The 20,670-nt window shown below is 74.9% G+C and carries 21 protein-coding genes; 10 read left to right on the plus strand and 11 right to left on the minus strand.

The window, feature by feature from the left end:
- Window positions 1-27 precede the first annotated feature (27 nt).
- A complete protein-coding gene (locus tag ACF9IK_RS32665) occupies window positions 28-822 on the plus strand; it encodes a spermidine synthase (RefSeq protein WP_395298744.1) in 795 nt (264 codons plus the stop codon).
- A gap of 160 nt (window positions 823-982) precedes the next feature.
- Complete coding sequence (locus tag ACF9IK_RS32670; RefSeq protein WP_395297675.1) at window positions 983-1,807, plus strand: class I SAM-dependent methyltransferase; 825 nt, start codon at window positions 983-985, stop codon at window positions 1,805-1,807.
- Window positions 1,808-1,941: 134 nt separating this feature from the next.
- Here the strand turns inward: ACF9IK_RS32670 and ACF9IK_RS32675 are convergent, their stop codons facing one another.
- Window positions 1,942-2,613, minus strand: coding sequence for a hypothetical protein (locus ACF9IK_RS32675; RefSeq protein WP_395297676.1), 672 nt, complete (start codon window positions 2,611-2,613; stop codon window positions 1,942-1,944).
- 104 nt (window positions 2,614-2,717) lie between these two features.
- Complete coding sequence (locus ACF9IK_RS32680; RefSeq protein WP_395297677.1) at window positions 2,718-4,010, minus strand: MFS transporter; 1,293 nt, start codon at window positions 4,008-4,010, stop codon at window positions 2,718-2,720.
- 145 nt (window positions 4,011-4,155) lie between these two features.
- Here ACF9IK_RS32680 and ACF9IK_RS32685 point away from each other — a divergent pair, with 145 nt between their 5' ends.
- The 4 genes from ACF9IK_RS32685 to ACF9IK_RS32700 all read left to right on the plus strand — a co-directional run bounded on the left by ACF9IK_RS32685 (window position 4,156) and on the right by ACF9IK_RS32700 (window position 7,458).
- Entirely contained in the window at window positions 4,156-4,662 is a 507-nt protein-coding gene (locus ACF9IK_RS32685) for a MarR family winged helix-turn-helix transcriptional regulator (RefSeq protein WP_395297678.1), read from the plus strand.
- Window positions 4,663-4,935: 273 nt separating this feature from the next.
- Window positions 4,936-5,622, plus strand: coding sequence for a DedA family protein (locus ACF9IK_RS32690; RefSeq protein WP_395297679.1), 687 nt, complete (start codon window positions 4,936-4,938; stop codon window positions 5,620-5,622).
- Window positions 5,623-5,761: 139 nt separating this feature from the next.
- The gene (locus ACF9IK_RS32695; protein ID WP_395297680.1) at window positions 5,762-6,430 is read left to right on the plus strand and encodes an O-methyltransferase; all 669 of its coding nucleotides are present in this window, start codon (window positions 5,762-5,764) and stop codon (window positions 6,428-6,430) included.
- 128 nt (window positions 6,431-6,558) lie between these two features.
- Window positions 6,559-7,458, plus strand: coding sequence for a Gfo/Idh/MocA family protein (locus ACF9IK_RS32700; protein WP_395297681.1), 900 nt, complete (start codon window positions 6,559-6,561; stop codon window positions 7,456-7,458).
- Between the two features lie 101 nt (window positions 7,459-7,559).
- Here ACF9IK_RS32700 and ACF9IK_RS32705 read toward each other — a convergent pair whose 3' ends face one another.
- Window positions 7,560-8,657 carry a hypothetical protein gene (locus ACF9IK_RS32705; protein ID WP_395297682.1) on the minus strand — a complete coding sequence of 366 codons (1,098 nt, stop codon included), beginning with the start codon at window positions 8,655-8,657 and terminating at the stop codon, window positions 7,560-7,562.
- A gap of 97 nt (window positions 8,658-8,754) precedes the next feature.
- Here ACF9IK_RS32705 and ACF9IK_RS32710 point away from each other — a divergent pair, with 97 nt between their 5' ends.
- The 3 genes from ACF9IK_RS32710 (at window position 8,755) to ACF9IK_RS32720 (ending at window position 12,561) form a co-directional block, all read left to right on the plus strand.
- Window positions 8,755-9,783 carry a phosphotransferase family protein gene (locus ACF9IK_RS32710; protein ID WP_395297683.1) on the plus strand — a complete coding sequence of 343 codons (1,029 nt, stop codon included), beginning with the start codon at window positions 8,755-8,757 and terminating at the stop codon, window positions 9,781-9,783.
- A 4-nt stretch (window positions 9,784-9,787) separates the two neighbouring features.
- On the plus strand, window positions 9,788-11,017 hold the full coding sequence (locus tag ACF9IK_RS32715; protein WP_395297684.1) for an acyl-CoA dehydrogenase family protein: 1,230 nt from the start codon (window positions 9,788-9,790) through the stop codon (window positions 11,015-11,017).
- A gap of 182 nt (window positions 11,018-11,199) precedes the next feature.
- The gene (locus tag ACF9IK_RS32720) at window positions 11,200-12,561 is read left to right on the plus strand and encodes an alpha/beta hydrolase family protein (protein ID WP_395297685.1); all 1,362 of its coding nucleotides are present in this window, start codon (window positions 11,200-11,202) and stop codon (window positions 12,559-12,561) included.
- Window positions 12,562-12,683: 122 nt separating this feature from the next.
- Here ACF9IK_RS32720 and ACF9IK_RS32725 read toward each other — a convergent pair whose 3' ends face one another.
- From ACF9IK_RS32725 to ACF9IK_RS32735, 3 genes are all read right to left on the minus strand, one after another.
- The gene (locus ACF9IK_RS32725; protein WP_395297686.1) at window positions 12,684-13,655 is read right to left on the minus strand and encodes an NADPH:quinone oxidoreductase family protein; all 972 of its coding nucleotides are present in this window, start codon (window positions 13,653-13,655) and stop codon (window positions 12,684-12,686) included.
- The gene (locus ACF9IK_RS32730) at window positions 13,652-14,410 is read right to left on the minus strand and encodes an SDR family oxidoreductase (RefSeq protein WP_395298745.1); all 759 of its coding nucleotides are present in this window, start codon (window positions 14,408-14,410) and stop codon (window positions 13,652-13,654) included. Before ACF9IK_RS32730 ends, ACF9IK_RS32725 begins: the two co-directional genes overlap by 4 nt.
- A 62-nt stretch (window positions 14,411-14,472) precedes the next feature.
- Window positions 14,473-15,231, minus strand: coding sequence for an SDR family oxidoreductase (locus ACF9IK_RS32735; RefSeq protein ID WP_395297687.1), 759 nt, complete (start codon window positions 15,229-15,231; stop codon window positions 14,473-14,475).
- A 208-nt stretch (window positions 15,232-15,439) separates the two neighbouring features.
- On the opposite strand from ACF9IK_RS32735, the gene ACF9IK_RS32740 reads away from it, so the two are divergent.
- Window positions 15,440-16,069, plus strand: coding sequence for a TetR/AcrR family transcriptional regulator (locus tag ACF9IK_RS32740; RefSeq protein WP_395297688.1), 630 nt, complete (start codon window positions 15,440-15,442; stop codon window positions 16,067-16,069).
- 62 nt (window positions 16,070-16,131) lie between these two features.
- Here the strand turns inward: ACF9IK_RS32740 and ACF9IK_RS32745 are convergent, their stop codons facing one another.
- The 5 genes from ACF9IK_RS32745 to ACF9IK_RS32765 form a co-directional block, all read right to left on the minus strand.
- Window positions 16,132-16,977 (minus strand): class I SAM-dependent methyltransferase, encoded by an 846-nt coding sequence (locus ACF9IK_RS32745; RefSeq protein WP_395298746.1) that lies wholly within the window; start codon window positions 16,975-16,977, stop codon window positions 16,132-16,134.
- A 291-nt stretch (window positions 16,978-17,268) separates the two neighbouring features.
- On the minus strand, window positions 17,269-18,099 hold the full coding sequence (locus tag ACF9IK_RS32750; RefSeq protein ID WP_395297689.1) for an SAM-dependent methyltransferase: 831 nt from the start codon (window positions 18,097-18,099) through the stop codon (window positions 17,269-17,271).
- 83 nt (window positions 18,100-18,182) lie between these two features.
- On the minus strand, window positions 18,183-18,617 hold the full coding sequence (locus tag ACF9IK_RS32755) for a hypothetical protein (RefSeq protein WP_428846376.1): 435 nt from the start codon (window positions 18,615-18,617) through the stop codon (window positions 18,183-18,185).
- A 69-nt stretch (window positions 18,618-18,686) separates the two neighbouring features.
- The gene (locus ACF9IK_RS32760) at window positions 18,687-19,151 is read right to left on the minus strand and encodes a roadblock/LC7 domain-containing protein (protein WP_395297690.1); all 465 of its coding nucleotides are present in this window, start codon (window positions 19,149-19,151) and stop codon (window positions 18,687-18,689) included.
- Between the two features lie 201 nt (window positions 19,152-19,352).
- Window positions 19,353-20,285 carry a MarR family transcriptional regulator gene (locus ACF9IK_RS32765; protein WP_395297691.1) on the minus strand — a complete coding sequence of 311 codons (933 nt, stop codon included), beginning with the start codon at window positions 20,283-20,285 and terminating at the stop codon, window positions 19,353-19,355.
- Window positions 20,286-20,670 lie beyond the last annotated feature (385 nt).

Genomic DNA, 20,670 nt, shown 5'->3' on the forward strand with positions numbered 1-20,670 from the left:
AGGACCGACCTCGGGCAGGCCCGGCTGATGCCCGACATCGACCGCGACGGCGGCTGGCTGCTCACCCTGGACGACACCCCGCAGTCCTACGTCGACCTCGACGACCCCACCCACCTGGAGTTCGAATACACCCGGCGGCTCGGTCACCTGGTCGACGCGATCGCGCCGGCCGGGCAGCCGCTCGACGCCCTCCACCTCGGCGGCGGCGCCCTGACCCTGCCCCGCTACCTCGCCGCCACCCGCCCCGGCTCCCGGCAGCGGGTGGTCGAGGTGGACGGCCCGCTGCTCGCCCTGGTCGAGGAGCAGCTGCCCTGGCAGGGGCCGGGCGTGGACGTCACCGCGGTGGTCGGCGATGCGCGGGCCGCCCTGGCCGACGTCCCGGCCGGCACGCTGGACCTCGTGGTCGCGGACGTCTTCCACGGCTCGCGCACCCCCGCGCACCTCACCTCGGTGGAGTTCCTGCGCCTGGCGGCAGCCGCGCTGCGCCCCGGCGGCTGCTACGCCGCCAACCTCGCCGACGGCCCGCCGCTCGCCTTCGCCCGCGCCCAGGCGTCGACGGTGCGCGCCGTCTTCCCCGAGGTCTGCCTGGTCGCGGAGGCCCCGGTGCTGCGCGGCCGCCGCTACGGCAACATCCTGCTGGTCGGCTCGGCCGCCCCGCTGCCGGTGGCGGACCTCTCCCGCCGGGTGGCCGCCGACATCTTCCCGGCCCGCCTGACGGACGGCGCCGACCTGGCCGCGTTCACCGGCCGCACGGCGGCGGTGACCGACGCCGAGGCGACCGACTCGCCCCCGCCGCCGGACGGCGCGTTCAGCGTCGGCTGAGCCGCCCGCGGTCGGCGGCGGGGCGCGCGCCGCGGCGGGCACCGCGACCGCAACCGCCACCGGCGCGCCGCCGCGGCCGCGCCCGGTTCCCGTCCCCGCAGGTGTCAGAATCGGCGGGTCCACGCCGGGAACAGGTCCGAGACGTCCGAGGGAGCGCGTGATGAGCAGCGGGGAGCGGCCGGAGCTGGGGGCGGTGCCGGAGACGGCGCTGTGGACGCTGTGGTACCGGGCCGTCGCGGCCCGCCGCCCCGACGCGGTGCTGCGCGACCCGAAGGCCGTCGAGCTGGTCGAGCGGATCGACCACGCGTTCGCCGACCGTTTCGGCACCAGCGGCCTCCAGGCCCAGCTCCAGGCGCTGCGGGTGGGGTGCTTCGACCGGGAGGTGGCGGACTTCCTGGCCCGCGAGCCGCGCGGCACCGTCGTCTGCCTCGGCGACGGCCTGGAGACCCAGTACTGGCGCGTCGACAACGGCCGGGCCCGCTGGCTGACCGTGGACCTGCCCGAGCTGGTGGCGCTGCGCGAACAGCTGCTGCCACCCGGCCCGCGCCAGCGCTACCTCGCCGCTGACGCCACCGCACTGGGCTGGGCCGAGGAGGTGGACCGCCACCATGGCGTCCTGGTCACTGCACAGGGCCTGCTCATGTACCTCCCGCCGATGCGGGTACGGGCCCTGATCGCGGGCTGTGCCGAGCGGTTCCCGGGTGGCTCGCTGGTACTGGACGCCGTGCCGCGCTGGTTCAGCCGGCTCACCCTGACCGGCAGAATGCGCAGCCACGCCTACCAGGCCCCTCCGATGCCGTGGGCGATGGACGCGGACGAGCGCGGCAAGCTCCGCACCGCGAGCCCGGCGGTGGCCGCGGTGCGCGATGTCCGGCCGCTCGGCGGGCGTGGCCCGGTGGGAGCCCTGCTGCCGCTCGCGCTCACCGTCCCGCCGTTCTCCACCCGCCGCCCCTCCGTCGTTGCACTGGAGTTCGCCGCGAGGTGACGCCGCGAGGTGACGCGGGTCCGCCGTTGACCGGGCGGCCGGTCAGGTTCGGCCCGGTGCGTGCCGGACCGCGGCAGGCGCGTCGGGCACGTCGGGCGCGGCGGGCACGGCGGGTGCCCGGGTGCCGGTCGGCGTCAGCGCGCCGCCACCGTGGTCGTGACGCGGACCAGGCAGGGGGTGCGGGGCGTGGAGCCGAAGCCGAACCGCACGGGTACGACCGGCGCGAGCGGGCCGAGGTCCCGGTCCTCGAAGACGGCGGTCGCGGTGGTGAGCGGATGGAGGTCACGGACGCCGTACCACTCCCGCCGGCCCCGCCCGGCGGTGCCCCGGGTGCGCACACCCAGCAGGAGATGGGCGAGCGGGTCGGTCACGGCGGTCCACGCCGGGCGGGCGGCGACCGGAGCGGGGACCGCCCGGAGCAGATGTCCGAGGGCGTCCCGTCGTCCGACGGTGAAGCGCAGGTCGAGCGGGCCCGCCGCGATCCGCCAGTCCACCGGCCCCGGCTCGACGCGGACGGGTGCGATCAGCACCCGGTCGAAGGTGTACGTCCCGGCGACGAAGTCGGCCGTCCGCTCGGTGGGGGCCAGCAGGAGCCGGTCCCCGTCCGCGCGTTCGACCATGACGTCGGTGAACGGTCCGAACGGCGAGCGCGGCCAGTGGCCCACCACCAGACGGGTGCCGGAGGCCGTCCCGATCCCGGCGATCCAGCCGTCGAACCGCAGCCGGGCGGGCCGCCGGGAGCCGCGTGCGGGCGTGGACGCGGGCCCGGCCGTCGCTCGGCCACGTCCAGCGGACACCTGGTCCATCGCACCTCCTCCGCCGGCCTCCGCCGGCCTCCACCAGCCTAGGACCGCCGGCCGGCGTCGGCCCGCTCCGGAACCCCCGGGTGCGGTCCGCCCCGGGAGGCCGGTCAGCCTCCCAGCGTGATCAGGGCTGCGATCGCCGGGCCGAAGGCGCCGCCCAGCTGGTAGCAGAGGTTGAACAGACCGATCGCCGTGGGCCGCTGGGCGGCCGACGTGGCCTGGGTGACGGAGACCGCCAGCGTCGCCTGGCCCGCGCTCGTCGCGAGCACGGCCAGGGTCGCGACCGGCAGGAGCAGCGGAGCCCAGGGGCTCAGCGCCGCGGTGAGCGGGGCCAGTGCGCCGACCGTGAGCACGATCGCCAGCACCCGCCGACGGCCCATCCGGGCCGAGGCCACGGCCAGCGCCATGGCGAGCGCCGAACCGGAGAGGAGGGCGACCAGTTGGCCGGTGCCGATGGTGGAGGTGGACCAGTCGGTCCGGTCGCGCAGCAGCTGCGGGACGGTGAAGAGCAGCGTGAAGTACGAGGTCGAGAGGGTGCAGGCGAGCAGGGCGGAGAGGACGAACGTCCGGGTGCGCAGCAGGGACAGCGGGACGAAGCCCGTGGGGTTGGACCGGACGTGGAGGACCAGCAGTGCTGCCGCTGCCAACGAGGCGGTGACCGCCGCGAGCGGGTGGCGCGGGACGAGCACCAGGGCGGTGGCCAGCAGGACCAGCAGCGCGGCGCCCCGGCCGTCGAAGGGGGTGGTCCGTGGGGGTGCGGACAGATCGGCGCGGCGCATGACCGCCGGTACGGCGAGGAGGGCGACGCCCCCCACCGTGAGGGACAACCGCCAGGAGGCCGCCCCGGCGACGGCCGAGCCGAGCAGCGGGCCGACCGCGCCCAGCGTCCCGAAGCCCGCCGTGATCACGCCCATCCGGCGGATCGAGCCCGCCAGGCTCATCGCCGCGGTGACCAGGCCTGCGCCACCCGCGGCCTGCGCCGCCCGGCCGGTCATCGCCAGCGGCAGCCAGGGCGCCGCGGCGACGACCGCGGTGCCGGCCACGATCAGGGCGCTGCTCAGCCGGAGCGTGCTGCCCAGGCCACGGCGCCGCAGGAGGCCCGCCATCAGGGGCGTGCCGACGGCCATGGCCCAGGCGAAGACGGTGACGAGCCAGGTCGCGGTGGCCGTGCGGACGCCGAGCGAGCCGGCCATCTCGGGAAGGATCAGGACCGGGCTGTTGGCGCTCGCGGCGATCGGGGTGGCCAGCAGCGCCAGCCACACGACCGGCACCGGGCGGCGCGCAGCCGCCCCCGCGTCGGCCGACTGCGGCACGGCGGGTCGGGTGTCGTCGTGAGCGTCGTCGTGGGTGTCGTTCGGGGTGTCGTTCTGGCTGTGGGCGCGCAGCGTCACCGCGGACATCGGATGCCCCCCTCGTTCAGTACCGTCATTCTCAATGTCGAGATAACAGCAGCTGGCTCTCTTAGTGTCAAGTATCTCGAAACTAAGAGAATCGATACTGATAGAGTCCTCCTTGGGAGAGTCGGGATCGAGAGGAGTGACGGCGATGAGCGACGCCGTGGACGCGATCATCGGGCAGTGGGCCGAGGAACGCCCCGACGCCCTGGAGGGTCTCTGGCCGGTCGAGCTCTTCGGGCGCGTCCAGCGCCTCGCCCTGGTGGTCGAGCGGTCGGTCAAGGCCACCGCGGCCGCGCACGGCCTGGACGTCGGCGAGTTCGACCTCCTCGCCACGCTGCAGCGCTCCGGGCCGCCCTACGCCCTCACGGCCGGAACGTTCCTCAAGGCGTCCATGGTCTCCTCCGGGACGATCACCAACCGCGTCGACAGGATGGAGGCCAAGGGCCTGGTCGAGCGCGTGCGGGACGGGGAGGACCGGCACACGGTCAAGATCCGGCTCACCGAACGCGGCCACGAGGTCACCCGGGCCGCCTTCGCCGACCATCTGGCGAACTACGCGAAGCTGCTCGCCGATGTCGACCGCGGCCTGGTCGAGGAGTCCGGCGACGTCCTGCGTCGCGTCCTGGAGGCGCTCGGCGACACCAGCATCACCTGAAGGCCGGCCGGCGCGTGGCGCCCGGCCGCCGGCAGCCCCGCCCCCCGTGGGCCGGCCCGGCGGCGCCGACCGGTCCCGTGCGTTCGGCGGAACCACCAGAACGCGTCGTACGTCGTAATCAGGGGTGATCGGCCGGGGGGACAGGCCGCCTCGGCACGTTAGGCTGCACTTTCGGGGAGCGGCCTGTGCCGCCATGATCGACGTCGAGACCGCCGGCCACGCACCGCACGCGTGGCGCCGTCGCGGCTCGTCCTGCCACGGAGGTAACCGGCCTTGCACATCGACGCCTGGATCGAGAGCGTACCGCCGACCGCGGTGTACGCCCTGGTCGCGCTGATCATCGGGCTGGAGTCCCTGGGCATCCCGCTGCCCGGCGAGATCGCGCTGGTGTCGGCGGCGCTGCTGTCCGCCAAGGGCGTGGTGAGCCCGGTCTGGGTGGCGGGCTGCGCGATCGCGGGCGCGATCATCGGTGACTCGATCGGCTACTCGATCGGCCGCAAGGGCGGCAAGCAGCTGTTCGAGAAGCTCGGACGGAAGTTCCCCAAGCACTTCGGGCCGGACCACCTGGCCACCGCCGAACGCTCGTTCCAGAAGTGGGGCATGTGGGCGGTCTTCTTCGGTCGCTTCATCGCCCTGCTGCGCATCTTCGCCGGCCCGCTCGCCGGCGCGCTGAAGATGCCGTACTGGAAGTTCCTGATCGCCAACGTGCTCGGCGGCGTGGTCTGGGCCGGCGGCACCACGCTGCTGGTGTACCAGGTGGGCAAGGTGGCCGAGCAGTGGCTGTCGCGCTTCTCCTGGGTGGGCCTGCTGCTGGCCGTACTGATCGGCGCGCTCTCGGCCTGGATCATGAAGCGCAGGGCCGCCAAGTCGGCGAGGCAGCGCGAGGCCGAGGACGCGGCCGCCACCGCCCCCTCCGTCCCCTCCGCCGAGCCGACGGCCGCCGCACCCGCCGTGGACTGAACCCTCCGCAGCGGACGGATGCGGACGCGCCGCCGCGCCGCACATCGTCCGGCTCGTCGCTCCAGCGGAGCGGCCACACCGCCGGGGTAGCATCGGGCTACCCCGGCGGTGGCATGTGAAGCAGCAGGTGGAGGGCCCGATGACGCAGCAGACGTGGGACGCGGTGGACGCGTACTTCACCGATCGGCTGATCGGCCACGATCCGGAGCTGGAGGCCGCGGCGGCCGCTGCCGACCGGGCCGGATTGCCGCACATCGCCGTCGCACCCAACCAGGGCAAGCTGCTCCACCTGCTGGCCCTCACGCAGGGCGCCCGCCGGATCCTGGAGGTCGGCACGCTCGGCGGCTACAGCGCGATCTGGCTGGCCCGGGCGCTGCCCGCCGACGGGCGGCTGATCACGCTGGAGATCGACCCCCGCCACGCCGAGGTCGCCCGGGGCAACCTCGCCCGGGCCGGGCTGGAGGGGGTCGCCGAGATCCGGATCGGCCCGGCCGCGGACACGCTGGCCGAGTTGGTGGCGGACGGCGTCGAGCCGTTCGACCTGGTCTTCATCGACGCGGACAAGCGGGGCAACCCGGAGTACTTCGCCCGGGCACTGGAGCTGACCCGCCCCGGTTCGCTCATCGTCGTGGACAACGTGGTCCGCGGCGGCGCCGTGGCCGACGCCGCGAGCACCGACCCGGCGGTCACCGCCACCCGGCGCCTGCACGACGTGATCGCAGCCGAGCCGCGGGTCTCCGCGACCTCGGTGCAGACGGTGGGCACCAAGGGCTACGACGGCTTCACCCTGGCCCGCGTGCGGAGCTGAACCGCGCCGCCGAGCCGGACTGCGCCGCCGGACGTGGCGGGACCGGCCGGCGCGGCACGAACGGACCGGCGAGCCGGTACGCGAACGAGGGAACGGACGAGGGAACGGACGAGGGAACGAAGGACAGCATGCGGATCGGACTGCTGGGCACCGGCCCCTGGGCGGAGCGGGTGCACGCGCCCGTGCTGGCGGAGCACCCCGCCTACGAGTTCGCGGGCGTCTGGGGCCGGCGGCCCGAAGCGGCCGCCGCGCTCGGTGCGGCGCACGGCGTGCCCGGCTACGCCGACCTCGACCGGCTGCTCGCCGAGGTGGACGCCGTCTCCATCGCCCTCCCGCCGACCGTCCAGGCGGACCTCGCGGTGCGCGCCGCCGAGGCCGGCTGCCACCTGCTGCTGGACAAGCCGGTCGCGCTGACCGTCCCGGACGCCCGGCGCGTGGTCCGGGCGACCGGCGCCGGCGGCCTCGCCTCGGTGGTCTTCTTCACCGTCCGCTTCGGCCGCGAACAGATGCCGTGGATCGAGAAGCAGGCCTCGGTCGGAGGCTGGTTCACCGGCCGCTCCGACTGGCTCGGCTCGGTCTTCGCCCCCGACAGCGCCAGTCCGTACGCCGCGTCGCCCTGGCGCCGCGAGAAGGGCGCGCTCTGGGACGTCGGCCCGCACGCGCTCTCCGTCCTGCTGCCGGTGCTCGGCGATGCGGCGCAGGTCACCGCCGTGGCCGGCCCGCTGGACACCGTCCACCTGGTCCTGCGGCACACCAGCGGCGCGTCCAGCACCCTCGCGCTCAGTCTGACCACCCCGCTGGCCGGCGGCGGGACCGGCATGGAACTGCGCGGCGAGGCCGGCGTCGTCCACCTCCCCGAGCGCGGCGAGGGCCCGGTCGCCGCCCTCCACCGCGCCCTCGAGGCCCTGGCCGGCTCCGCCCGCACCGGCGTCCCGCACCCCTGCGACGCGGCCTTCGGCCTCCGCGTGGTCGAGATCCTGGCCGCCGCCGAGCAGTCCCTCACCACGGGCACCGCGGTCGACGTCTGAGGCCTCCCCGGTGGTGGCCGGCGGTTCCAGGCGCCGGGCGCGGATCCTCGCGCCGCCCTGCACCGCCGGCCGCCGCAACCGGGCCCGCGCCGCGCCCCGCGTCAGAGGGAGCCCGGGAGGCCGGGGCGGCGGTCGGCGGGGCGGGCCGGGGGGATGGGAGGGGCGTGGAAGTCGCGGGGGCCGGTCCAGAGGGCGGGGACGGCGTCGCTGCGACGGGCCAGCTCGTAGGCGAGCGCCTCGTAGTTGACGCGCCAGCCGTGGAAGTGCGGCCAGGCGTCGGCGGTGGCGCGCTCGCGGGGGAAGCCGGCGGCGGTGATCATGGCGACGGCGGCGTCGAACTCGGTGTAGGTGAGCCGGATCGGGGTGTCGGGGGAGGGGTCCGGGTCGAAGTCGACGCGCAGCGAGCGGGCGATGTCGCGCAGTGCGGTGAACCCGGCGCGCAGTACCAGGCGGGCCTCGGGCGGTGCGGAGCGCGGGTTGACGGCCAGGTGGATGGCGGCGGCGTCCATCACGGCGGTCAGGCCGACCACCCAGCTGCGGTTCGGCTGCGGGGAGCGGAAGGAGAGCAGCACGGGGTAGTTGGAGTGGCTCTCACCGATGTCGGCGGCCAGCCGCTCCCAGTCGCGGTAGAGCTGGGGCAGTGCCGTCTCGGTGTCGACGAGCGACTGGCGGGCCAGTAGCTCCGGGCCCCAGGCGGGCTCGCCGGCGCGGGACTGGAGGAGCGTCACCTCGACCTCGCGGCGGTTGTAGGCGCCGTAGAGGGTGGGCAGGTAGGAGATCTGCAGGGCGATCACCAGCGGACCGCTGGCGGCGGCCATGAAGTCGATGACGGAGAGATGGAGGCGGTCGCCGCTGGCGAAGCCGAGCGTGAAGAGGCTGGATCCGGCCTCGCGGAAGGAGACCGCCCAGTCCAGCTGCGAAGTGCCGTGCAGCAGCAGGGTGTAGGCGACCAGCATGGTCCCCAGCCAGACCCCGAGCATGCCGAGCAGGACCAGCGGGGCGAGCCAGGTCTGTACCCGGTCCTGCGTGTGGTAGCCGCCGAACGGCCGGGCGAGCAGCCGCAGCAGTGCCCGCAGGACTCGCCAGAGCCGGTGCACCAGGGCGGAGTAGAGCCCGCGCGGGACCACCAGGGTCCGCAGGATGCTGGCGACGGTCAGGACCAGGAGCAGCACACCGGCCAGCGTGTGGATCAACCTCATGGAGGACATTCTGGCGGTCCGGCGGCATTGACAGGGTGCGGCCCACCGCTGAATGCTAAGCAAGCGCTTAGTCAGTCCTAGGTGAGGAGAGCGATCCGTGCCAGAGAACCCCGTCGACCCGCCCGGCCTCGACCTCGCCCGGCTCCGCGCCCACCTCGACCGCGAGCTGCCCGGCACGGTGCGGGGCCCGCTGGGCGCCGAGCTGATCGAGGGCGGCCGCTCCAACCTCACCTACCTGCTCACCGACGGCACCGACCGCTGGGTGCTGCGCCGTCCGCCGCTCGGTCACGTGCTCGCCACCGCCCACGACATGGGCCGCGAGCACCGGGTGATGACCGCGCTCGGCGGCACCGGCGTTCCCGTCCCCGGCACCCTCCTGCTCGACCCGGGCACCGACACGCTCGGCGCGCCCTGGTACCTGATGGACTTCGTCCCCGGAACGGCCCACCGGGAGGCCGCCACCCTCGCCGGCCTCGGCGCCCCGCGCGTCCACGCGATCGGCGAGCGGCTGGTCGACACCCTCGCCGCCCTGCACCGGATCGACCCGGCCGCCGTCGGTCTCGCCGACTTCGGCCGCCCGGACGGCTACCTGGAGCGCCAGCTGCGCCGCTGGTCCACCCAGCTCGCCGCCTCCCGCAGCCGTGAACTGCCCGGCGTCGACCGGCTGCACGGCCTGCTCGCCGCCCGGCTGCCGGAGTCCCCCGCACCCGCCCTGGTCCACGGTGACTACCGGCTCGACAACGTGCTCGTCGACGGGCGCGACGCCGTAGCCGCCGTCCTGGACTGGGAGATGTCCACCCTCGGGGACCCGCTCACCGACGTCGGCCTGCTGGTGATGTACACCGAGCTGGCCGGGGTCGGCGGCGGCATCATCCCCTCCGCCGCCACCGCCCCGGGCTTCCCCTCGGCCGGCGAGCTGGTCGCCCGGTACGCCGGGCTCACCGGCCGCGACGCCGCCGCCCTCGACTGGTACGTCGCCTTCGCCTCCTTCAAGCTCGCCGTCGTCGCCGAGGGCATCCACTACCGGTTCCAGCAGGGCAGCACCCTCGGCGCGGGCTTCGAACGGGCCGGCGAGATCGCGCCCGTCCTCGCCGAGCACGGCCTGACCACCCTCAAGGAGCGCTGACCCGATGGACTTCGCCTACGACGCCCGCACGCTCGAACTGCGCGAACGGCTGCTGGCCTTCATGGACGCGCACGTGTACCCGGCCGAGCCCGTTCTGGAGGCGCAGCTCGCCGACCCGGACCGCCCCGCCTGGGCCGTGCCGCCGATCGTCGCCGAACTGCAGGCCGAGGCCCGCAAGCAGGGTCTGTGGAACCTCTTCCTGACCGGTCGGCACGGTGTGCCCGGTGAGCCGGGCGCCGGGCTGACCAACCTCCAGTACGCGCCGCTCGCCGAGATCACCGGCCGCAGCCCCCAGCTCGCGCCGCCCGCCCTCAACTGCGCCGCGCCCGACACCGGCAACATGGAGCTGCTCGCCCAGTTCGGCTCCGCGGAGCAGAAGCGGCAGTGGCTCGCGCCACTCCTCGACGCCGGGATCCGCTCCGCCTTCGCTATGACCGAACCGGAGGTCGCCTCCTCCGACGCCACCAACATCCGGACCCGGATCGAGCGCGACGGCGACGACTACGTGATCACCGGCCGCAAGTGGTACATCACGGGCGCGATGAACCCGCAGTGCCGGATCTTCATCGTGATGGGCAAGACCGACCCCGGTGCCGACCCGCACCGGCAGCAGAGCATGGTGCTCGTCCCGCGCGACACCCCCGGGGTCACCGTCCGGCGCGGGATGAAGGTCTTCGGCTACGACGACTCCGACCACGGCGGGCACGCCGAGGTCCACTTCGACGGCGCCCGCGTCCCGGCGGCGAACCTGATCGGTGAGGAGGGCGCCGGCTTCGCGATCGCCCAGGCCCGGCTCGGCCCGGGCCGGATCCACCACTGCATGCGGGCCATCGGCATGGCCGAGCGGGCCGTCGAGCTGATGTGCCGGCGGACGCTGGACCGGGTCGCCTTCGGCCGGCCGCTCGCCGAGCAGGGCGTGGTGCAGGACTGGATCGCCGAGTCCCGCGTCCGGATCGAGCAGCTGCGGCTGCTGGTGCTCAAGACCGCCTGGCTGATGGACACCGTCGGCAACCGGGGCGCGCACACCGAGATCCAGGCCATCAAGATCGCCACCCCGAGCACCGTCGAGTGGATCCTGGACAAGGCGGTCCAGGCACACGGTGCGGCGGGCGTCGGGCAGGACACCCCGCTCGCCCAGCTCTGGGCCGGCAACCGCACGCTGCGCCTGGCCGACGGGCCCGACGAGGTGCACAAGCGCTCGCTCGCCCGGCGTGAGCTGAAGCGCCACCGCTGACCCGCCGCCGACCCCTAGGGGAGCGCCCGGAGCGTACGGCTCCCGAGAACGGGTGTCACATCAGGGTGGAACCGGGAGAGGCCGTCCTGAGGTATGACGTCCACGCACGACTCCGGCCCGTACCGTCACGGTACGGGCCCGCCGGTCGGCGGCGGGCGGAGACGAACGGGGAACGGGCGAGCATGCGCAAGTGGGGGCAGGAGCAGGGCCGCGACCGGGCACAGGGACGTGGACGGCCACAGGGACGGACGGCGGCCCCGGGCCGCAGCCGGGCGGCGCGGGCCGGGATCGCCGTGGCGCTGGCGACGACGGCGCTGCTGGGCACGGCCGCCGTACCGGCGACGGCAGCGGCCCCGGCCCCGGCCCCGGCCGGGACGGAGCGGCAGGCCCGCGCCTGGCTGCCCGAGCCCACCGGACCCTACCCGGTCGGCACCACGACCCTGCACCTCACCGACACCGGGCGGCAGGATCCGTGGAAGCCGGACCGGGTCCGCGAGCTGATGATCAGCCTCTGGTACCCGACCGCGCGCCCCGCCACCGGCGACGACCGTGCCCGTTACATGGACCCGCGCGCGGCCGACCACTTCGGCGGCGAGGACGGTGCCGCCGTCTTCAACTACCACACCGAGCCGGGCCGGACGGCCTGGCAGCAGATCCCCACCCACGCCCGCCAGGACGCGCCCGCGCTGCCGGGCCGCGGCCCCCGCCCGGTGGTGCTCTACTCGGCCGGGCTCGGCGACCCGCGCACCTGGGGCACCGGCCTGGTCGAGGACCTGGCCTCCCGCGGCTACGTGGTGGTCACCGTCGACCACACCTACGACGCGTCCGAGGTGGTCCTTCCGGACGGCAGCCGCGCCGACTCCGTCCTCCCCGGCATGGCCGGCCCCGACCTGGACGTCGGTGCCCTGCTGCGCAAGGTGATGCGGACCCGGGTCGACGACACGCGCTTCGTCCTGGACGAGCTGGCCGCGCTGCGCACCGACGGCCGGCTGCCGGCCGGCCTCGGGGCCTCGCTCGACCTGGGCCGGATCGGCATGGTCGGCCAATCGGCCGGCGGGTTCACCGCCGTGCAGACCATGCACGACGACCCGCGGATCGCGGCCGGTATCAACATGGACGGTCAGCTGCACTTCCCGGGGCCGGACGGCACCGGCGTCCATCTCGGCAGCGTCGCCGAGGACGGCCTGGACCGGCCCTTCCTGCTGATGGGCACCGCGAGCGAGGACTCCGGCGACTACCACCACCAGCCCGGCTGGGATGCGCTCTGGCAGCACAGCAGCGGGTGGAAGGCGGACGTCACCCTCACCGGCTCCCGGCACGGCTCGTACACCGACGCGCAGTCGCTGCTGCCGCAACTCGCCCGCCAGGGCGCCGTGTCGGGGGATCAGCTGCGTTCCGACATCGGGGACGTCCGGCCCGAACGCGCGGTGGCGGCGACCCGCGCGTACGTCGCGTCGTTCTTCGACCGCTGGCTGCGCGGGCACGACGACCGCCTGCTGGACGGTCCCTCACCGCGCTTCCCGGAGATGGAGTTCACCCGCTAGTCCGCGCGCGGGGCCGTCCCCGCGGGGACGGTGGGCTGCCACGACGGCGGGCCGGTCACGACGGCGACGGGCGCCGTCGGTGCCTGGAGCCCGCCACGTGGCGGCCCACCGCTGAGCCGGGCTCAGGTGCCCAGTACCACCACCCGGCCGGTGGTGGTCCCGTCCGCGACCTGCTGGACGGCGTCCGCCGCCCCGGTCAGCGGCAGGCGGGCGCTCACCAGCGGACGGACCACGCCGGCCGCGGCCAGCTCGGTGAGCTGCTCGTGCGCGGCCCGGACCGCCTCCGGGTCGTGGGTGTTGTAGAGGCCCCAGTGCAGCCCGAGCAGGCTGTAGTTCTTCACCAGGGCGTGGTTGAGCGGCGGGGCAGGGATCTCCCCGCCCGCGAACCCGACCACCACGATCCGGCCCTCGAACGCGACGCACTTGGTGGAGCCGGTGAACGCGGCGCCGCCGACCGGGTCGAAGACCACGTCGGCGCCGCGCCCGCCGGTCGCCTCCTTGACCGCGGCGACGAAGTCCCCGGCGCTCCGGTCCACCACCAGGTCGGCGCCGAGCTCCTTGGCGACGGCGGCCTTGGCGGGGCCTCCGACCACGGCGATCACCCGCGCGCCGGCCGCCCGGCCGAGCTGGACCGCCGCGCTGCCGACCCCGCCGGCCGCCGCGTGCACCAGCAGCGTCTCGCCCGGCCGCAGCCCGGCCCGCCGGTGCAGCGCGAACCAGGCCGTCTGGTGGCCGATGTGCAGCGCGGCGGCCTCGGCGTCGTCGAGGGCCCCGGGCGCCGGGAACACGGCCGCGGCGTCCAGCAGCGCGTACTCGGCGAAGGCTCCTGCGGGCAGCACCGGGTTGCCGATCACCCGCTCGCCCGCCCGGGGGCCGTCCACCACCTCGCCGCACAGCTCGACCCCGGGGGTGAACGGCAGCGGCGGGCGCACCTGGTACTGCCCCCGCACCATCAGCGCGTCGGGGAAGTTCACGGCGGCGGCCCGCACCCGGACCAGCAGCTGCCCCGGCGCGGCCACCGGCGCCGGAACGTCCTCGGCCAGCTGCAGCGCCTCGCGCGGCTCGCCCCACGCGTGCACCTGCCAGGCCCTCACAGCGCCGCGCTCCGTTCCAGCCCCTGCTGGAGCCGGTTGACGCCGGCCAGCCAGCGGTCCGGATCGGTGGCCCGGACGGCGTAGTACTCGGCCACCTCGGCGTGCGGCAGGGCGAGGAAGCGGTCCTCGCGCAGTGCCTTGAACAGGGCCGCGGCGACGTCCGCCGGCTCCATCGCGGTCGGGGCCAGCAGCGCCTCGCCGACCGCGCCGGCCGCGGTGAGCATGTCCGTCCGCACGCCCTGCGGGCACAGGGCGTGCACCCGGACGCCGCGGTGGCGGTAGGTCGCGGCCAGCCACTCGGCGAAGGCGAGCGCGCCGTGCTTGGAGACCGCGTACGGGGCCGAGCCGAGCATGGTGAGCAGCCCGGCCGCCGACACGGTGGAGACGAACCGGCCCTCACCGCGCTCCAGCCAGCGGGGGAGCAGCAGGTCGGCGGCGCGGACGTGCGCGAGCACGTTGACCTCCCAGGCGGCCGCCCAGGCACCGGCCGACGCGTCGGCCCCGCCGACCGGCGCGACCCCGGCGTTGGCGCACCAGACGTCGATCTCGCCGAGCGCGGCCCGGGCCTGGTCGACCAGCGCGGCCACGCCCTCGGCGGAGGCGGCGTCGCCGGGGGCGGCCGTGCCGCCGCACTCGGCGGCCACCGCACGGGCGGCCGCGGCGTCCAGGTCGTTGACCACCACGCGGGCACCGGCCGCGGCGAAGGCGCGGGCCAGCGCGGCCCCGATGCCCCGACCGGCGCCGGTCACCACCACGCCCTGGCCGGCGAAGTCCCCGTGGCCCCGGACGCTGCCCCCGGCGGGCTCCGAGGCGGCGCTCACAGCCCGCCGCCCAGGGTCACGCCGCCGTCCACCACCAGGGTCTGACCGGTGATCCAGGCGGCGTCCGAGGAGAGCAGGAAGGCCACCGCGCCCGCGACGTCCTCCGGCACCCCGAGCCGGCCCAGCGGGTAGGCGGCGGCCACCTGCTCCTCGCGGCCCTCGTAGAGGGCCTCGGCGAACCTCGTCTTCACCACGGCGGGCGCGACGGCGTTGACCCGGATGCCCTGGCCGCCCAGCTCGGCGGCCAGCTCCGTGGTGAGCCGCATCAGGGCGGCCTTGGACACCCCGTACAGACCGATCCCGAGCGACGCCCGGATTCCCGTGACGGAGGCCACGTTGACCACCGAGCCGCCGTGCTCGCCCATCCAGGCGGCGTGCGCCCGGCGGGTCCAGGCCAGCGGCGCGAGCACGTTGACGGCGAGGATCTTGGCGGCGGCCGCCTCGTCGGTGTCCAGCACGGGGCCGTAGACCGGGTTGATGCCGGTGTTGTTGACCAGGTGGTCGAGCCGGCCGAAGGCCTCCATCGTGCGGGCGACCGCGTCGTCCTGGTGGGCCGGGTCGTCGGCCTTGCCGGCGACGCCGATGGCGACCTCGGGCCCGCCCAGGTCGCGGACGGCCTCGGCGAGCGGCTCGGCGTTGCGGGCGGTCAGGCAGACCCGGGCGCCGCGGGCCACCAGCTCCCGCGCGATCCCGAGGCCGATGCCCCGGCTGGCGCCGGTGACGACGGCCACTTGGCCCTTGAAGGAGTGCACCACGGAGGGTCCTTTCGCGCGGTCCGGCCGGAGGGCGGGCCGGAGGCTGGCCGGGGAGCCGGCCGGAGGGTCCGGCCGGCTGATCTCACGTTCTGCCTCAGTGCTCGTGACTAAGCGCTTGCTTAGCATGCTGTCGGTGCGGGACCCTGTCAACAGCCCGCCCGACCCCGCCGCCGGACCGCTCGCCCGACCCTTCTGGGAGGATGGCGCCATGACCAGCACGCCCATCGCCGACCTCTGGCCCGCCCAGCCCGGCGGCGCCGACGCCCGCCCCGAGGCGGCGTACCGGCTGCTCCAGGCCGCCGTGGAGTCCTTCGCCGAGCGCGGCTTCCACGCGACCACCACCCGGGACATCGCCACCGGGGCCGGCATGAGCCCCGCGGCGCTCTACATCCACTACCCGTCCAAGGCCGCCCTGCTCGCCGAGATCAGCCGGACCGGCCACGCGGCCACCCTCGCCCTGGTCCGGGCCGCGGCGGCGGGCGACGGCGACGCGGCCGCCCGGATGCGCCGCCTGGTCGAGGAGTTCACGGTCTGGCACGCCCGCGGCCGCACCGTCGGCCGGGTGGTCAACTACGAACTCCACGCCCTGCCCGAGGACGCCTACGCGGTGGTCGCCGCGCTGCGCCTGGACATCGAGCGCGAGGTCACCGCCCTCATCGAGGAGGGCGTCGGCGCCGGCCTCTTCGTCGTCCCCGAGGTCCGCACCGCCGCCCGGGCCGTCACCTCGCTCGGCATCGACGTCTCCCGCTGGTACACCGACCGCAGCAGCGAGACCCCGGAGGAGCTCGGCCGCCGTTACGGCGAGCTGGTCCTGCGGATGCTCGGCGCCCGCCTCTGACGCTCCGGCGCGGGGCGCCGTCGGGCGCGCCGGCGGGGGCGCCGGTGCGGCCGGCCGGGGCCCTACGGCTTGACCGCGGTGTGGACGTACCAGGAGACGTAGTCCCGGACCTTGTACATCTCCACCACCGACCGCATGTTGAGCCACCGCTCGGCCGGGCCGAACAGCCGCAGCAGCGCGTACGGCACCCGGAAGTAGGCGTAGAGCGCGTCCGAGGTCGGGCGGTACCGCGCGGTGGCGTCCAGCGCCTCCTCGACCCGGAAGCCCGCCCCGGCCAGCAGATCGTTCAGACTCCGGGTGTCGTACTGCTTCGCCCCCGGGAAGACCATCGCGTCCAGGTAGGGATCCAGCACCGCGCGGCCCTCGGCGCCCAGTTCCTCCCGCGGCGCCCCGATCGGGCCCAGGAGCACCAGCCGGCCGCCCGGCCGCAGCACCCGGTGGAGCTCGGCCAGGGCGCGCGCCGGGTCGTACGAGTGCACCAGCGTCTCCATCGAGTACGCGCCGTCGAACGAGCCGTCGGCGAACTCCAGGTCGTGGTAGTCGCCCCAGGAGAAGGTGGTCCGGTCCTCCAGCGCGGCCCGCACGCTCAGTCGGCGGGCCTCCCGGACGTGGAAGTCCAGCACGTCGACCCCGGTGATCCGCAGGCCGAACCGCTTCGCCATCTCCCGTGCCACCACGCCCGCACCGCAGCCGGCGTCGAGCACCCGGGAGCCGGCCGGCAGGGACAGCTTGCGCCCCAGCACCCCCTCCAGCTGGCGCTGCGCCCGCCAGCACCGCCACTTCGACTGGCCGGGCTCCGTCCAGCCCCAGTGCCGGGCGTTGCGGCAGACCGCCGTGTAGAAGAGGCGGCTGCCGGGGCGCCCGTAGACGCGCCGCAGCCCGGTGAGATCGAGCTCGCCACTGACCATCTGCACCCGCCCGGCCTTCCGCTGCTTCGCGCCGCTGCCGTCGGCGTCGCCGCTGCCGTCGTCGCCGTGCGACGCGTACCGTTCCGCGCCGCCGTCCGCCCACGCTAGCGACGGACTCCGGACGGCGCCGGTCCGATGCGTCCGCTCGGGTGGTGGTCGGACGCCGCACCGGGGCGGCGGAGCGCGGTGCCGGTCCGGACGCGCCGAGGCCCGCCGCCGGGCGTGCCGGCGGCGGGCCGCGGGTGGAGGGCCGTGTCCTGTCGGGGAGTCGGCGGAAGGACCGGCCGGCGGTCAGGCCTTGCGGCCGACGCCCGCGTACATCCAGCGGGTGGAGCCGTCGGTCGGGCCGTCCGGGCGCCAGAGCGGGACGAAGTCGACCCCGGGCTCCAGCAGCTCCCAGCCGTCGAAGTACCGCACCACGTCGGCGCGGCCACGGTCGTGGATCTTCGAGGCGGTGTTGTCCCAGGTCTTCGCGACCTCGGCGGCCCGCTCGGGGTCCCCCTCGGAACTGCTGTGCGAGACCAGCAGGTAGCTGCCCGGGGCGACCCGCTTGTGGATCGCCCGGACGGCCGCGTCGGCGTGCTCGTCGCCGACGAAGTGGAGGACGGCGAGCAGGAGCACGGCGACCGGCTGGGAGAGGTCGATCAACTCGCGGAGCTCCGGGCGGTCCAGCAGCTCGTCGAGGTCGCGCAGGTCTCCGGTGAGGACGGTGGTGGTCCGGTTGTCCGCGAGCAGCGCCCGACCGTGGGTGAGTACGATCGGGTCGTTGTCGATGTAGACCACCCGCGAGTCCGGAGCGACCTCCTGCGCGACCTCGTGCACGTTGCCCCGGGCGGGCAGGCCCGAGCCGATGTCGATGAACTGGCGGATGCCGGCCTCGGCGCAGAGGCGGACGGCCCGGCGGAGGAAGGCGCGGTTCTCACGGGCGCCCTGCGGGATGTCGGGCGCGATGGAGATGGCATGCTCGGCCGCGGCCCGGTCCGGCGGGAAGTTGTCCTTCCCGCCGAGCCAGTAGTCGTATATCCGGGCCGGATGCGGACGGTCGGTCTGCAGGTCCGTCGCATCGCTGTTGCCTCTGTCGTCGAACATCCGGTCCCCTCCGGTGAACTGATAGGCTGTCATGTGCATGTCCGCCAGGGGGCGGCTCGGTGACGGCCGGTCGAACGTCCACGCATGATAGCGGTCCCGGTGGGAGCCCCGGTGGCTCAGAGCGGACCGTGCTCGCGAAGGACCCTCCTGGCCTGGGCGAAGAGCATGCCGACGTTCACGGTCTTGCGGCAGACGACCACGGCGACGACCTCGTCCGCGCTCTCCATCCGCAGGAACAGGTGCGTCAGGTTGTCGCTGTTGACCAGGATCTCCTGGAAGTAGTGCCGGTCGCTCACCACGCCGCGGCGCTCCTTGAAGATGCCCTCGATCATCACCACGTTGCGGCCCTGGAAGAGGTCGAGCGTGGCGGCGGCCAGCATGTCGAGGACCTCCGGTGGGTGGGTGTCCACCGTCTCCACCGCCAGCAGCATGCCGGTCGACATGTCGATGATGCCGGCGGCCACGCAGTCGGGGGACTCCGCGCGGAGGCTCTTCACGATGCGGGCCACGCGTTCGGACATGCTGTGGGGCTGGGTCTCCGGCAGGTTCATGGGGTGCTTGGTCTCCTGGTGTCGTCGTTCACTTGCTGGATACGGGGCGGGTCGTCGGGGGCGCGGCGGTCAACCGGTCGGCCTGACCGGCTCCCCGGGTTCGGCCGCCCCGGCCGCGCGTGGCGGGGGCGTCGGCTTCGTGGGCGCGAGGACGGAGCCGATGCGTTCCGCCGCCCCCTGGGTTTCGACGTGCAGGCGCTTCATGTCCATCCCCGCGTCGCCGAGTACGGCGATCAGCCCCAGTTCGCCGATCGCCTGGGCGAAGAGGTAGCCGTCGCTGAATCTGACCGTCGTGTGGCGCAGCGGCCCCTTTCCGGTCGCGCTGCCGGACCGGCGGGCGATGCCGACCGCGGCGGCGGTGAGCGCGGCGAGGACCTCGGGGTCGGCGGCGTCGTCGGTCTCGGCCGTGATCAGCAGTCCGTCGGCGGACGCCACGACCACGTCGGTGACCCCGATCACCCGGTCCCGGAGTAGCCGCATCTCGGTGGCCAGGTCGTCGCCTTTGATCGGCATGGTGCTCCTGTATCTGTTCATTCGTTCACGATTGTTCTCGCGGGGGGATTCCGACGAGGGAGGGGTCCGCGCGAGGGCGGCGGGCTTCGAGCGGAGTCGTGCGAGGGATTGCGCGGGGCGCCGATGCCGGCTTGTGCCGCGGATTTCGCAAGGTCCGGTGCGGAGTCCGCCGGGGTTGTTCCCCGGGTTCCGAAGGGCTTTCGGCGCGTTTCGGCGCTTCCCTCAGGGGAGCCGCTCGGAGATCGGCCGGAGCGGGAACAGTTCGGTGATCCGGCTCGCCCCGCGCTGGCGCAGAGGAAGCGCCGGCCGGTCGGGGCGCGGACCGGCGGCGAGCGGTGGCGCCCCGGTGCCCGGCGAACCGAAGGGGCGACCGTGCTCGTCCGCCGTTCCGCTCGGCCGGAGCGTTCCGGGTGCTCCGGGCGCTCCGACCGAGCGGACCAGGCCCTCACCGTGCATGCGCGCCATCTCGACGGTCACCGCGTACAGGCTCCGCCCGAGGAGGAAGGCGATGTCGCGGGCGCTGCGGCGCCCGTTGACGCGGACCAGGATCTCGCGCCGGTCGCCGTTCACCGGCGACCCGTCAGGGTTCGCCGGCTCCTCCAGCAGGGCGGCGCCCGTCACCGTCCGCAGGGGGCGGCTGTGGAAGGGGGCGTGGGGCGCGGCGAGCGAGGCGAGCACGCCGATCCGGCGTTCGGCCTCCTGGAGCAGCCAGTCCGCGTCGATGCCCTCGGGCGCCGGGAGGTGCTGGAAAGGGGCGCCCGGATCGAAGGAGAACCCGTCGATCCGGCCCATGCCGATGGCCAGCGCTGCGTCCAGCGCCGCCATCAGGCAGACCAGTTGGAGCTCGGCCTGGCCGACCAGCCCGCGGGCGACCAGTTCGGCCCCGGCCCGGTCGCCCGCCTCGCCGGCCCGCAGGGCGGTCGACCAGTCGGACTCGCTCACCCGGCCGGAGTGCAGCAGCAGGGTCTCCACGCCCGGGGCGCCCGGTGAGGAGACCTCGACGACGGCGCCCGTCCGGAAGTGGAACCGGCCACCGGGATCGCCGGCGACCTGCAGGGAGCCGGACAGCTCGCCGGTCCGGGCCCTCCGCCGGATCTCGGAGGTGACGGACACCAGGGAGTCGCGGTGTTTCGCCGTCCATTCGACTTCTGGCATGTTCCCCGCAATCGCCCGGATCGAGTAGCTTTCGACTTCGGGTTCGGACTCTAGCCGCAGGGTCGAATCCGCAATCGACGAGACCGGAATTGATCACAAGACTCGGACATCCAGGCATATGACAATCGGATGATGATCGATGGTGTCGGAATTCGCGGCGATCTGTCCGGCTCGCGGTCGGTGCGGGGGCCTGCGGCCGGGGCCGGGCGGCTCTCGGGGGCCGGGGCGGAGAGTCTCGCCCGCAGCGTGCGCGGTCCGTGGAGGGGAGTCACCCGCTGCGCCGCCCCGGCCCGTGCTCGCAGACCTGCCTGTCCCGCCTGAGGTGAAACCGGATGGCCGGCCGCCCTTCCGCCCGCCTCGGGTTCCGGCCCCTGCCCGCGCCGGA

Origin of the sequence: Kitasatospora hibisci (assembly GCF_043950205.1) — a bacterium.
Taxonomy (GTDB): domain Bacteria; phylum Actinomycetota; class Actinomycetes; order Streptomycetales; family Streptomycetaceae; genus Kitasatospora; species Kitasatospora hibisci.